Raw genomic sequence first — 13,700 nt, 5'->3', positions numbered from 1 at the left:
CGCGTCAGGGCTGGACCAGTACTGCGACAGTCCGCGCCGGGACGGTCGCGGTACCGGTGGCGGCCGTCCAGGTGGTTTGTTTGACGGTTGCGTCCGAGCCGGCGGCTTGGACGGGGGAGAGCTTCAGGGTGGCGCCGGTCAGGCCGGGGATCTGCTGGGTGACCGGTGCGCCGGTGGTGTTGAAGACGACGACCAAGCCCTTCAGAGCGGGGTCGACGTTCGGGCCTACGGTGTCGTCGATGCGCATGACCACGACGCCTGGCTTGGCTGCCGGTGTGCCGCTGAGCGGGTAGGACAGCTTCTGGTTGATCAGGTCTGCTGTGCCGAGCCGGAACAGCGGGGTCGAGAAGCGGAGCTTCAGGAGGTCGGCGGCCGCGGCGCTGGCGGTCAGCGCGTCGGCTTGGGACGGCTTGAGGGCCGGGTTGGCCAGCAGCGGCTTCATGAACGGCCACTTGGCTTCGTTGTCGGTCTTCGGCGGAAGCCCGTGGCCGAAGCCGTTGTCGGCGCCGGTCCAGTCGAGCGTGTTGAACCAGTCGCCCGAGTCGTAGGAGTTCCGGTCCAGTGACTTGCTGCGCAGCAGGTCGGAGCCGGCGTGCCAGAACGACGGCGTCTGGGCCAGCGCGGTGGTGGCCAGCGACAACGTGTTCATCCGGACCCGGTCGGCCATCGGCAGCGTGGCCGGCAGCTTGTAGGTCAGCGAGTCCCACAGGGTTTCGTTGTCGTGGGCATCGACATAGCTGATCACCTCGACCGGCTGGTCGGCGTACCCGGCGGGGGAGCCGTTGTAGTCCACCCCGTCACCCCGTACGACGGCGCCGGTGTCCGCCGACGTGAAGGTGAACGACCGCAGGTTGCCGGCCAGCCCGAGCTGGACCAGGTCGGTGTCGTGCGCGAGCCGCTTCGCCTGCTCTTCCGGCGTCCCGTTGATCGGGGCGCCGTTCGGGTCGCTCGCGGCGCCGGAGCCGAAGCCCTGCACCCGCGGGTCGTCGTCGAACGGGCCGCCACCGCGGACCGCGTCCCGCATCCGGTCGGAGAAGGTGCCGATCCCGGTGCCGCCGAGGTTGCCCTGGGTGGCCTGGACGAAGAGCGCGTTGTTGGCGACCTCGCCGAAGTTCCAGCCCTCGCCGTACAGGTAGACCTTCTTGCCGTCGACCCCGTCCTTGGCCAGGGTCAGCCGGTCCAGCGCGGCGCGCACCTTGAGCATGTTCGCCTTGCTGTGATGGCCCATCAGGTCGAAGCGGAAGCCGTCGACGCGGTAGTTGCGCGCCCACGACACGGTGCTGTCCACCATGATCTTCTCGGCCATCGCGTGCTCGGTGGCGATGTTGCTGCAGCACGTCGAGGTCTCGACGCCACCGGTCTTGTTCAGCCGCTGGTAGTAGCCGGGGACAACCTTGTCGAGCACCGAGGTCGGCGCCTGACCGGCGGCTGGGGTGTGGTTGTAGACCTGATCCAGTACTACGCGCAGCCCGGATTTGTGCAGCCCGCCGACCATCGTGCGGAACTCCGCGACCCGCGCCAGCCCGTCCTTCGCCGTCGCGTAGGACCCTTCCGGCGCCAGCCAGTGAAGCGGGTCGTAGCCCCAGTTGAATCCGTCCTTCGCGGCAACAGCGGAGACACAGGCCTGCTGCTGCTCCGAGTCCGCCGGGAACGACTTGAGATCGCAGGCCGGCTGTTCCTGACCAGTCTCGGGAATCGAGGCGATGTCGAACGTCGGCAGCAGGTGCACCGTGTTCAGCCCAGCCTGCGCGAGCGAGCGCAGGTGCTTCGTCCCGTTACCTTCGTCCGCGAAGGCCAGATAGGTCCCGCGATGAGCCGCCGGCACCGTGGTGTCGTTGATGGAGAAGTCCCGGACATGCAGCTCGTAGATGGTCGAGTCGACCGCCCGCGCGAGTTTCGGCGACGGTGTCTTCGCCCACAGCGCGGGCTTGCCGGCCGCGGCTTCGAGATTCACCGCGACGGAGTACGCCGAGTCGGTGGCGAGCGCGAGCGAGTACGGGTCGGTGACGACGTTGGTCTCCACCTTGCCGGTGCTCGGCGCGAACACCTTCACCTCGAACCGGTAGAGAGCGTTCTCCCACTGCCGCCGACCGTCCGCGGACCACGAGCCGTCGTTGTTGCGTTGCATCGAGACCCGCTGCGACCCGAGCAGCAGCGTCACGTTCTGCGCGGTCGGCGCCCAGAGCGTGAACCGGGGAGTCCCGCCGCGCCACGTCACGCCGTACGAGCGATCCGCGGCAGCGCCGTACAGGTCGTCCAGTACGCCGGGGATCTGCACACCAGTTGCGTCCAGCAACCGCCCGGCATCGTCGTACTGCGCCAGCCCGAGTTGCCCGGTCAGGATCTTCCTGGCATCACCATGATCCAGCCTCAGCGCGGTGTAGCCGGCCAGCGCCGGGAACTTCGCCAGCACCTTCGGTGGAATGCCCTTGGGGGCGACCCGCAACCCGGCCGAGGTGCCGCCGATGTCGTCGGCATCCACCGCGAGAGCCCCGGTCGCCGACCAGTGCAGCCGCCAGCGCGACCGCTCAGGATGCGCGACCGCCGGTACTGCGAGCAGGTCCTTGCCGAGCCAGAACGCCTTGGCCTGCTTGAGATCCGGCTGCGCGCCGGGCTTGGAGGTCGTCACCGTGAGCACGTGGGTCGCGAGCACGTACGAGAACGTGACCACCAGCCCGTCGCCGGGCACGCTGATCGGGACGTTGTTCGCCGGGTAGCTCTCGTCCCAGGACAGGTTGTGGGCGACCTTCGCCTCATAGCTTCCCGCTCCCAATTCAGTGGTGGACCAGGTGTAGGTCCCGTCGCCGTTCTCGTCGGTCAGCCAAGGCCGCATGCAGGACGGGTCCCAGTCTCCCGGACAGCCGAGCTCCGACTGGAACGAGCCCGGCACGGTGATGATCGGCCCCTCGGCACTGGAGGTGACGAAGTGCCTGCCGTGTTCGTAGTAGAAGGTGGTCGGCGTGGCCGGCGCGGTGTAGGAGATGTTCGCGCCGTTCAGCAGCCCGCCGGCTCCGTAGTTCGTGTCCCAGGTCTTGTTGAGCGCCGCCTTGTAGGCGTGCTCACCGGCCGGGATCGTGTAGGTGCCCTTCCAGACCTTGTCCTTCGGGTCGAGCGTCAGCTGCGCCTGGTCGCAGTCCGGTGACCAGTCCGCCGGGCAGCCCATCTCGCTGTTGTGGTCGCCGGGCACCGACACGTTCGCCGGTTGCACGACCGGGCCGGTGCTGCCACCGCCGCCACCGCCGGGCGGCGCGGCGTCACCGACGACGCCGTACGAGCCGGAGACCGAGTAGTTGCCGGAAGCATCCTTCACCACCGAGCGGTACTCGAGCAGCGTCCCCTTCGGGAGAGCGCTCACGTCATGGAACACCCGGTACGGCGCGTTGTCGTCCGAGCCGAGTCGCTGCCAGTTCGTAGTACTGACCGGACGGACGCCGAACGTGACCGTGACCGGCGTGTTCTCCGGAACAGCAGCGGCGATCTCAGCGCGGCCCCCAACGGCTGCACCCGGCTCCGGTGAGCTCAGGTAGACCGGGGGAGCGCTGCGGCGGCGCGGCAGCGTGTCGGTCGCCTTGTAGACCGTCACCGACAGCGGCGCGGCCGTGACGACTACGCGACCCTCACGGTCGGTCTTCAGCACTCCGCCGGCGCCGTAGATCGGCTTGAACCGGCTGTCCTTCATGTACGTCGGAACCGTCGCCGTCTTGGCCGTCGTCTCGTTGTTGGCGACTACGACGTACTCCGTGTTGTCCTTCCCATAGCGGCTGAAGGCGTAGAGCCCGCCCGCGTTGGAGGAGTAGCGGTGTACTTGGGTGCCGTCGGCAAGCGCCGGGTACTGCGCCCGCAGCTTCTGCAGCGCGGCGATGTGCTTGTACATCGGCGAGTTGGTGTTGAAGCTGTCCTTGCTGCCGATCGTCGTCGTACCGGTGCCGTCGACAACCTCGTCGTCGACGTAGTCGGCGGTCTGGGTCGCGAACATGTCCTGCCGGGCGTCCTTGTCACCACCCGGACCGGTGAAGCCCTGCTCGTCGCCGTAGTAGATCACCGGCTGGCCGCGGGTCAGGAACATCAGCGAATGCGCGAGCTTGTCCCTGGCCAGCAACTCTGCGCCGTTCGCGCCGTCCTGCTTGAGGAAGGTGCCGACCCGGCCCATGTCGTGGTTGCCGAGGAAGGTCGGCAGTTGGTACGCGTTCGAGTCGGCGTCGGTGTAGTAGTCGTCGTTGGCGAACAGGTCGCGCAGCTTGGTGGTCGCGTCGCCCTTCGCGAACGAGACGGCGCTCTGCTGGAAGCCGAAGTCGAGAGTGGCCTGCAGTGCGCCGCTGGTGGTGTAGGTCGACATGAACTTCGGGTCGGCGTCGGCCACCTCGCCGAACATGAAGAAGTCCTTGGTGCCCTTGGCCTTCGCCGCCGCCAGTACCGCGGGGGAGAACTTCTGCCAGAACTCCAGGTTGACGTGCTTGACGGTGTCGATCCGGAAGCCGTCGATACCGAACTCGGCCCAGGTCTTGTAGACGTCGGTCAGCCCGTCGCGGACCTTCGGCTGCTCGGTGAACAGGTCGTCCAGCCCGATGAAGTCGCCGTACTCCGACGATTCGCCGGCGAACGTCGAGTCACCGCGGTTGTGGTAGAGCGTCGGGTCGTTCAGCCAGGCCGGGACCTTGACGGTCGCATCGGCGGGGTTCTTGAAGACCGGCACGTTGGGGAACGACGTCTGCGCGTCCAGCGGCGGGAAGGTGCTGCCGGCGGCGTACTGCTTGTCGTCGAAGACGTTGCCAGCGGCATCCTTGTACGGCGAGGTCGACTTCGGCACGTAGCCGTACTGGCCGGACTCGTAGGCGATCACATCGGCGGTGTGGTTGGTGATGATGTCGAAGAAGACCTTCATCCCCTTCTTGTGCGCCAGCGTGATCAGCTGCTGCATCTCCGCGTTGGTGCCCAGGTGCGGGTCGATCTGGGTGAAGTCGGTGATCCAGTAGCCGTGGTAGCCGGAGCTCGCGTTGACGCCCTCACCCTGCACCGGCCGGTTCTTGAACGACGGCGTCAGCCAGATGGACGTCGTACCGAGGGACTTGATGTAGTCGAGTTTCTGCATCACGCCGGCCAGGTCGCCACCGTGGTAGAAGCCCTTGTCCGCCGGGTCGAGCCCGGTGGCCAGCCGGTCACCAGTCAGGCCGCCCTTGTCGTTGGCCGGGTTGCCGTTGGCGAACCGGTCGGCCATCAGGAAGTAGAACCGCTCCTTGGTCAGGCTCTGCCGCAGACTCGGGCTCGCCAGCGCCTTGTCGGCCGCGGTGACCGCCGATCCGGCCAGCACGACCGGCTTCATCGAGACGACGTGCGTCGTGTCGTCGTAGCTGAACTGGACCTTGGCCGGACCGGCCAGGCTCAGCGGAATGTTCGGCCCGTTGAGCACCCCACCGGCGCCGTAGTTCTCGTCCCAGGCGCCGTTGACGGCCACCTTGAACTCGTAACTCCCCGCAGGCACGTCGAACACCTTCGTGTACGGCGCTGCCGCCCCCAGGCTGGTCGCCGCACAGCCCGGATCCCAGTCACCTGGGCACCCCAGCTCGCTCTGCAGCGAACCGGCGACCGTGATCACCCGATCCGCTACCTGTTGTGCCTGCTCCGCCGTCGCGGCCGACGCTGTCCCCAGTCCCAGCGCGATCACCGCCACTGCCGTCAAGCCTGCAGTCCATCGCCTGAACCCACGCATCTCGGTCCCCTCCCACGCCAGTACGACCTGCCGGGGACGCTAACTCGCCGACTACCCCGACGGAAGGCCTGAAAGGTCGCGGTCAGGTGACGGGAGTCCAGAGGGTAGAGACCGGCAGCGCGGCGATGGTGGGCCCGAACCGGGTCGCTTCGGGCGCCGTGTGCAACAGAATCCCGAAGTGAAAGCGATCACCGAGCCGGTCTGCCAGGTACCGCAGTCCGCGGAGATCGGTGCTGCTCGGCGTACTGGTCGCCTTCACCTCGATACCGACAACCCGCCCGTCCGGGTGCTCGAGGACCAGGTCGACTTCGGCGCCATCGCGATCGCGGAAATGCCACAGTGACGGTTTCTCGGCCGACCAGGTCAACTGCTTGCGGATCTCGTTGGCGACGAAGGTCTCCAGTAGCTGTCCGAACGGACCACCTGGGCGGTCAGTGGTTGAACTGGTGGCCCCGATCAGCTGTGCGGCGAGCCCGGTGTCGGTGACGACCAGTTTCGGTCGCCGGACGACCTTCCGGCTGAGGTTGGTGGACCACGCAGGAATCCGCTCGATCAGGAATGCCTGGGCCAGCAGTTCGAGATAGCCGTCGACGGTCCGGCCAGGGAACCCCAGGTCGCTGGCGATAGCGCTGACATTCAACTCGTTCCCGGTGCGGGCCGCGCACAGGCGGAGCAGCCGGGGAATCTCGGCGAGACGCTCGATCGCGGAGATGTCCCGAATCACCGACTGGGTGATGGTGGTCAGATAGCTGTCGAACCATGCCGTCCTCCGGTTCGGCTGCCGGCTGACGATCTCCGGAAATCCCCCGGTGACGATCCGGTCGACGATCTGCTGACGCGACGTTCGGCCGTTGCGAATCAGTTCCACCGGCGATCGGAAGACCGCGTCGACAAAGGTGTCCGTGTGCCCCTCCAGTTCGCCCTGGGAGAAGGGCCACAGGTCGACGGTCTCCACCCGGCCGACCAGGGACGCAGCCATGTCCGGTGCTGCCAGCAGCCGCGACGAACCCGTGAGGAGAAAACGGCCGGGGCGACGATCACGGTCTATCTCGGCTTTGATGGCTCGAAACAGTCCGGGTTCCAGCTGAGCCTCGTCGATCACGAAGGTATCCACTGGTCTGGTGACGAAGTTCCGTGCGTCGTCCCTGGCCGCCTGCCTGCTCGGCTCGTCGTCGAGAGTGGCGAAGTCATGCGAGCCCGGATACGTGATCCGCTTGGTCAAGGTGGTCTTGCCAACCTGCCGGGGGCCGTTGACGACGACGACCGGCGTATCGGTCAGTGCGGCCTGAACGACGGCTGCCGCGCTGCGGTCCAGCAGATTCATGGACAGATTGTACTGCGAATTCGTCGAGGTTTCAGCTGCGGATTCGTCGGGCATATCTCTGCGGATTCGTCGCTAAATCTGCTGGCGTTGCGATGGCGGTCAGGTGACGAGGGCGGGGAGGGCCTGCTCGATCGGGGTGGTGATCAGCTGAGTCGCTTCTTCGTCGTACGGCGTGGGCTCGGCGTTGACGATGATCAAGGGGATGCCCGCGTTAAGGGCCAGGTCGCAGAGACCGGCGGCCGGGTAGACCTGGAGTGAGGTGCCGATCGCGAGGAAGACCTCTGCTTTGCGGGTCGCCTCGGTGGCGGCGTCGAGGACCTGTTGGTCCAGCGACTGGCCGAACGAGATGGTGGCCGACTTGAGGATGCCGCCGCAGCTCTCGCAGGCCGGATCGGGGTCGCCTGCCTCGAGTCTGGGTGTGACCTCGGCCATTGGGATCTGGCGGCCGCAGGAGAGACAGTCGACGTACCAGACGGTGCCGTGCAGCTCGTGGACCAGTGCGGGGGAGGAGCCTGCTTTCTGGTGCAGGCCGTCGACGTTCTGGGTGATCAGGCCGGTCAGGCGGCCCTGACGCTCCAGCTCGACCAGGGCGCGGTGGCCGGCGTTGGGCTCGGCGTCCCAGGCCGCGGCGACCCGGCGAAACTTCCAGGCCTCGGCCCGGACGGCCGCCGAGGTGACGTACTCGTCGATGTCGAACATCGCCTGCGCGGCCGGATTCCTCGTCCACAGGCCCTGCGGACCGCGGAAGTCCGGGATGCCCGAGGCGGTCGAGATCCCGGCGCCGGTCAGTACGGCGATACGTTCTGCGTCGATCACACCTCCGAACGTAGCGCCTGCCAGTCAGGGGCCAGTACCGACATCACGATCTCGTCGACCCACTCGCCGTCCCAGCGCAACGCGTCACGGCGTATACCCTCGACGACGAAACCGGCCTTCTCGTACGCCCGCTGCGCCCTCGGGTTGAACGCGTAGACGCCCAGCTCGATCCGGTGCAGCTCGAGCTGCTCGAACCCGTACCCGACGATCAGCCGGGTCGCCTCGGTCCCGAGCCCCCGCCCCTGGCCGGCCGCGCCGATCAGGATCCGGAAGTTGCAGCTCTCGTCCTCCGGACTCCACTCATTGAGCACCGCCTCACCGACGACCCCACCGCTCGCCAGATCCACGATGGCCAGATCCAGCCGATCGGTCTGCTCACCGCGGCTCCGATACCACTTCCGGGCCGCCTCCTCACCGATCTCCCCACGACTCCCCGTGAACCGGGCGACCTCGGGATCATCCATCGCCACCTGCAGCGCGGGATAGTCGTCCTCAGTGATCGGCCGCAGCTCTACCAGCTCACCCTGCAACGTCGGCTTGAACGCAAAGTCAGTCACGCTCCGAAGCCTGCACGGTGCCCGAAAAGATGGCCAACCCTTTTCGCGCAGCCCTACTCTGCGCCATGACCGCTTTCGGAGTACGGCTGCTGACCGCCGTCCTTCTGCTGTCCTTGGCTGCCTGCGATCCCACTCCGGATCAGGCTCAGAGCACGGCGCCGACCACCCCGGTGCTGTCCCAGCCCGTGCCAGCGACGGACGGCCCGGCGCTGGCCGCGGCGACCGGTACGGCGGGGTGCACCGATCCCCAGGGTGACGTGAAGAGTGTCGATCTCGTCTCGACCCGGATCACCGGGGACGGCCACCGGCTGACGATCGTCTTCAAGCTCGCGAAGGCGCTGCCGGCGAACGGCTACCTGACGTTCGATGCCATCGCTTCCGGCGACCGCTCCACCCTGTACTTTCTGAGCCCGAACAGGGCCGGCCAGCTCAAGCAGTTCTACTGGGAATTCGATCAGCTGCCGGTCTACGTCGACGACGTGCAGATCGTCGGTTCGACCATCACCCTGGTGTTCCCGGCAGTCTCGCTGAAGGGGCTTCCGGCGCGCTGGCAGTGGCAGGCGAAGGTCGGTATCGCGGAGCCAGGTGGCGGCAAGACCGAGACCGACTCCTGCCCGGATGTGACGCGGGTGATCGGGATGAACCAGTTCCCTGGCTGACTCAACTCAGGCGGCGTACGACGTACTGGCCGTCTTCGGCGGAGACGAGTTCCTGGGCGCGCATGCGGCACCAGGCGGGGATGTCGGTGGCGGCGGCTGGGTCGTCGGCGAGGACGGTGATGGTGTCGCCGAGCGCGAGCTGGGGGAACGCCTGGGCGAGCTTGATCACCGGGAGTGGGCAGAGCATGCCGCGGCAGTCGAGGGTCACATTCCTACCTCCGCGCGGATCCGCTGGACGATGCCTGGCAGGACAGTGGCAAAGCGGTCGATCTCGTCGTGGGTGGTGGTGCGGCCGAGCGAGACGCGGACGTTGCCGTGGGTGAGGACGCCCATGGCTGCCAGGACGTGGGACGGGCGGAGGGTGCTCGCAGTACAGGCTGAGCCGCTGGAGACGGAGAAGCCTTCGGCGTCCAGGGCGGTGACCAGCGCCTCGCCGTCGACGTACAGGCAGGAGAAGGTGAGGACGTGGGGCAGCCGGTCGTCCGGGTCGCCGACCACCTCGACGTCCGTGAGGTCGGCCGCTACCCGGTGGCGCAGCTCGTCGATCCAGGCGCGGTGCTGCTTGTTGAGGTTTTCCACCTCCAGCAGCCTCGCCTGCAGGGCAGCTGCGGCGGCCAGCGCGGCCGGCACGTTGGGGTGGCCGGGGGAGAGGCCGTCCTCCCGCTCATCCACAGGCCAGGCGGGCGACAGCCGCGTCCCCTTCCGTACGGCGAGGAGCCCGACACCAGCCGGCCCACCCCACTTGTGCGCGCTCGCAGTCAACGCCGACCAGCCGGCCGGTACTGCGTCGCGCGCGACGGAAGCTGCTGCGTCAACGAAGAGCGGCACCTTCGCGGCCGCGCAGAGCTCGGCGAGCTCCCCGATCGGCTGCCTGGTCCCGACCTCGTGGTTGGCCGACTGCAGCGCGGCGACGGCCACTCCGGGTTGCCGGACCTGCTCCGCGAATGCGTCCAGGTCGACTCGTCCCTGGCTGTCGACGGGGACTTCGTACGCAGTACCGGCTTTGGCCGCGGCATGCAGTACTGCGGAGTGCTCGACCGCCGAGTGGACGACGACATCGCCGATCCGCCGCCGGCCGGCCAGCATGGCGACCAGTCCGGAGTGGATCGCGGCCGTCCCCGAGGTGGTCAGGAACAGCTCGTCAGGCCGTACTCCGAGGCCTTCGGCCAGCACCGCGCGGGCGTTGTCGAGCAGCAGCCTGGCGGTCCGTCCCTCGTGGTGCAAACGGGCCGGATCGGCCCACCCGGAATCCAGTGCCGACAGCAACACCTCCCTCGCCGCGGGATGCAGCGGTTCCGCTGTCGCGGCGTCGAGGTATGCACGGTTGATCACACCGGAAACGCTAAGCCCTACCTATGCGCAGAACGCGGGGAGGTGTCCAGTAGTGTTCTGTCGTCAGTCTCACCTGGGAAGGGAAAGGCGCCCCGTGGGTTCGAACGGCACGCCCGGAGTGGCGCGCGCAGCAGGTCTGAAGAAGGCCCGCGCCGCGGTACGTCCGGCGAAGCGACGCCTGCTGGTGGCGACGTCAGTAGCGGTAGGCACCTTGGTGCTGGCCGGCTGCTCGTCGGAAACCACCGAGCAGTGGAAACGACTCGGCCTGCCCGAGGGCGCGTCCGACCGCACCGAAGCGATGCGGAGTCTGTGGATCGGCGCGTGGATCGCCGCGCTGGTCATCGGTGTGCTCACCTGGGGCCTGATCCTGTACGCGTCGGTGCGGTTCCGCCGGCGCAACGAGGACGCCCCGCGGCAGACGCGCTACAACCTGCCGCTCGAGGTGCTCTACACGCTGGCGCCCTTCGCGATCATCGGCGTGCTCTTCTTCTACACCGTCGAGCACGGCAACCGGATCACCGCGATGTCGGACAACCCGTCGCACACGATCAACGTGGTCGGGCAGCAGTGGCAGTGGACCTTCAACTACAAGGACACCGTCGACGGCAACGAAGGCGTCTGGGAGACCGGCACGCTGGACAAGCCCGCGGTGCTGTGGCTCCCGCTGAACGAGTCGGTGCACTTCGACCTGACCTCGCCGGACGTCATCCACTCCTTCTGGGTGCCGGCCTTCTACTTCAAGCTGGACGTCATCCCGGGCCGCACCAACAAGCTCGAGCTGACCCCGACCAAGACCGGCACCTTCGCGGGCAAGTGCGCGGAGCTGTGCGGTCTGTACCACAGCCGGATGGTGTTCACCGTCAAGGTGGTCACGCCCGACGAGTACCAGGCGCACCTTCGGGAACTGGCCGCCAAGGGCCAGACCGGCGCCGCGACCGGTGGTCAGGACGCGACCACCATCCCCGGCCACGGGGAGCAGGAGGGCGAGAAGTGACCGACTTCGCCGAGCGCTCGGGCGCCATCGGTGCCTCGACCGCGCTGCCCAGGCGGCGCAGCAAGGGCGCGATCGCGGTCAAGTGGCTGACCACCACCGACCACAAGCTGATCGGTCATCTGTACCTGATCACCTCGTTCGCGTTCTTCCTGATCGGCGGCGTGATGGCGCTGCTGATCCGGGCCGAGCTGGCCAAGCCGGGTCTGCAGATCGTGAACGAAGAGGTCTACAACCAGCTCTTCACCATGCACGGCACGATCATGCTGCTGCTGTTCGCGACCCCGCTGTTCGTCGGCTTCGCGAACGTGATCATGCCGGTCCAGATCGGCGCCCCCGACGTCGCGTTCCCGCGGCTCAACATGTTCAGCTTCTGGCTGTTCCTGTTCGGTGGCCTGATCACCATCTCCGGCTTCTTCACCCCCGGTGGCGCGGCCGACTTCGGCTGGTTCGCCTACGCGCCGCTGTCGAACGCGGTCCGTTCGCCGGGCGTCGGCGGTGACCTGTGGATCATGGGTCTGTGGATGGCCGGTCTGGGCACCATCCTCGGTGCGGTGAACTTCGTGACGACGATCATCACGATGCGCGCCCCGGGTATGACGATGTTCCGGATGCCGATCTTCACCTGGAACATCCTGGTCACCTCGATCCTCGTGCTGATCGCGTTCCCGATCCTGGCCGGGGCGCTGCTGATGCTGGAGGCGGATCGAGCCTTGGGGGCTCACGTCTTCGACGCCGCGAACGGCGGGCCACTGCTGTGGCAACACCTGTTCTGGTTCTTCGGGCATCCCGAGGTCTACATCATCGCGCTGCCGTTCTTCGGCATCATCACCGAGATCCTGCCGGTCTTCAGCCGCAAGCCGGTCTTCGGCTACATCGGCCTGGTCGGTGCGACGCTGTGGATCGCGGTCCTCTCGGTGGCGGTGTGGGCGCACCACATGTTCGTCACCGGGGCGGTGAACCTGCCGTTCTTCTCCTTCATGACGTTCCTGATCGCGGTGCCCACCGGGGTGAAGTTCTTCAACTGGATCGGCACCATGTGGGGCGGCTCGGTGTCGTTCGACACCCCGATGCTGTGGTCGGTCGGCTTCCTCACCACCTTCCTGTTCGGCGGCCTGACCGGCGTCATCCTGGCGTCGCCGGCGCTGGACTACCAGCTGTCCGACTCGTACTTCGTGGTGGCGCACTTCCACTACGTGGTGTTCGGCACCGTGGTGTTCGCGATGTTCGCGGGCTTCTACTTCTGGTGGCCGAAGATGACCGGCCGGATGCTGGACGAGAAGCTCGGCAAGCTGCACTTCTGGCTGCTGTTCATCGGCTTCCACACGACCTTCCTGGTGCAGCACTGGCTGGGCGTCGAGGGGATGCCGCGGCGCTACGCGTCGTACGGGGCGAACGAGGGCTTCACCACGCTGAACGAGGTCTCGAGCGTCGGCGCCTTCGTGCTCGGCCTGTCGATGCTGCCGTTCTTCTACAACGTCTACAAGTCGCGCAAGGCGCCACTGGTCGGCGTCGACGACCCGTGGGGCTGGGGCCGCTCGCTCGAGTGGGCGACCAGCTCCCCGCCGCCGCGGCACAACTTCGTCAGCCTGCCCCGGATCCGGTCGGAGAGCCCCGCGTTCGACCTGCACCACCCGGAGATCGCGATGGCGGAGTACCCGGACAGCGGCGCCGGCAAGGACAACCTGCTGGACGCCGGCGAGGACCAGGGCCGGGTCGAGAACCTGGAACGCAACATCGCGAACGGTACCGGCGTGGACGGAGAGGGTAAGGCATGAAAGCGGAGGCCTGGGTCTTCGGCATCCTGACGCTGTTCGTCCTGATCGTGACGCCGATCTACTGGATCATGTCCGAGGATCCGACCGGCACCACCGCACTGGTGATGACGTTTTTCTTGTCGCTGCTGGTGGCCTACTACCTGGCCATCACCGGCCGCCGGATGGACGCCCGGCCGGAGGACCGCAAGGAAGCTGAGATCGCCGACGGCGCCGGCGAGCTGGGGTTCTTCCCGCCGTACTCGTGGTGGCCGCTGTGGTGCGCGCTGACGCTGTCGGTGATCGTGCTCGGCCTGGTCTTCGGCTGGTGGCTGTTCATCGCCGGCGCCGCGATCGGCATCGTCACGCTGAGTGGCTGGGTGTTCGAGTACTACCGTGGTGACCACGCTCACTAGTCGCTGCGCGCGCCAACTTTTTCGGTTGTCCGGACGTCATCAGTACAGCGGGGCCAGCATGGCTCCGCCGTACTGGTGACGTTCTCAGTGCGTGGGTATGTCCGACCGGCGAGCTAGGCTGGCGCGGTTGCCGATCGTTACACA

The 13,700-nt window shown here is 67.2% G+C and carries 10 protein-coding genes; 4 read left to right on the top strand and 6 right to left on the bottom strand.

Going from position 1 to position 13,700, the window contains the following annotated elements:
* Positions 1–4 precede the first annotated feature (4 nt).
* The 4 genes from pulA to AB0P21_RS06500 form a co-directional block, all read right to left on the bottom strand.
* A complete protein-coding gene (gene pulA / locus AB0P21_RS06515; protein WP_363694434.1) occupies positions 5–5,668 on the bottom strand; it encodes a pullulanase-type alpha-1,6-glucosidase in 5,664 nt (1,887 codons plus the stop codon).
* Between the two features lie 121 nt (positions 5,669–5,789).
* Positions 5,790–7,031, bottom strand: coding sequence for an ATP-binding protein (locus tag AB0P21_RS06510; RefSeq protein WP_363694218.1), 1,242 nt, complete (start codon positions 7,029–7,031; stop codon positions 5,790–5,792).
* A 99-nt stretch (positions 7,032–7,130) separates the two neighbouring features.
* On the bottom strand, positions 7,131–7,847 hold the full coding sequence (locus tag AB0P21_RS06505) for a Sir2 family NAD-dependent protein deacetylase (RefSeq protein ID WP_363694216.1): 717 nt from the start codon (positions 7,845–7,847) through the stop codon (positions 7,131–7,133).
* Complete coding sequence (locus AB0P21_RS06500; RefSeq protein ID WP_363694214.1) at positions 7,844–8,404, bottom strand: GNAT family protein; 561 nt, start codon at positions 8,402–8,404, stop codon at positions 7,844–7,846. The genes AB0P21_RS06505 and AB0P21_RS06500 overlap by 4 nt, the downstream gene beginning before the upstream one ends.
* A gap of 65 nt (positions 8,405–8,469) precedes the next feature.
* On the opposite strand from AB0P21_RS06500, the gene AB0P21_RS06495 reads away from it, so the two are divergent.
* Entirely contained in the window at positions 8,470–9,063 is a 594-nt protein-coding gene (locus tag AB0P21_RS06495; protein ID WP_363694212.1) for a hypothetical protein, read from the top strand.
* Between the two features lies 1 nt (position 9,064).
* Here AB0P21_RS06495 and AB0P21_RS06490 read toward each other — a convergent pair whose 3' ends face one another.
* Together AB0P21_RS06490 and AB0P21_RS06485 are read right to left on the bottom strand one after the other, a co-directional pair.
* A complete protein-coding gene (locus AB0P21_RS06490; RefSeq protein ID WP_363694210.1) occupies positions 9,065–9,271 on the bottom strand; it encodes a sulfurtransferase TusA family protein in 207 nt (68 codons plus the stop codon).
* Complete coding sequence (locus tag AB0P21_RS06485; RefSeq protein WP_363694208.1) at positions 9,268–10,395, bottom strand: aminotransferase class V-fold PLP-dependent enzyme; 1,128 nt, start codon at positions 10,393–10,395, stop codon at positions 9,268–9,270. Before AB0P21_RS06485 ends, AB0P21_RS06490 begins: the two co-directional genes overlap by 4 nt.
* 94 nt (positions 10,396–10,489) lie before the next feature.
* Here AB0P21_RS06485 and coxB point away from each other — a divergent pair, with 94 nt between their 5' ends.
* The 3 genes from coxB to AB0P21_RS06470 are packed head-to-tail and all read left to right on the top strand — an operon-like array spanning position 10,490 to position 13,556.
* Positions 10,490–11,389 carry a cytochrome c oxidase subunit II gene (gene coxB, locus AB0P21_RS06480; protein ID WP_363694206.1) on the top strand — a complete coding sequence of 300 codons (900 nt, stop codon included), beginning with the start codon at positions 10,490–10,492 and terminating at the stop codon, positions 11,387–11,389.
* Complete coding sequence (gene ctaD / locus AB0P21_RS06475; RefSeq protein ID WP_363694205.1) at positions 11,386–13,164, top strand: cytochrome c oxidase subunit I; 1,779 nt, start codon at positions 11,386–11,388, stop codon at positions 13,162–13,164. The genes coxB and ctaD overlap by 4 nt, the downstream gene beginning before the upstream one ends.
* Positions 13,161–13,556, top strand: a complete 396-nt coding sequence (locus AB0P21_RS06470) for a cytochrome c oxidase subunit 4 (RefSeq protein ID WP_363694203.1) — start codon at positions 13,161–13,163, stop codon at positions 13,554–13,556. Before ctaD ends, AB0P21_RS06470 begins: the two co-directional genes overlap by 4 nt.
* Positions 13,557–13,700 lie beyond the last annotated feature (144 nt).

The organism is Kribbella sp. NPDC056861 (genome assembly GCF_040687575.1).
Taxonomy (GTDB): Bacteria; Actinomycetota; Actinomycetes; order Propionibacteriales; family Kribbellaceae; genus Kribbella.
This window is presented reverse-complemented; position numbering and strand designations above follow the sequence as displayed.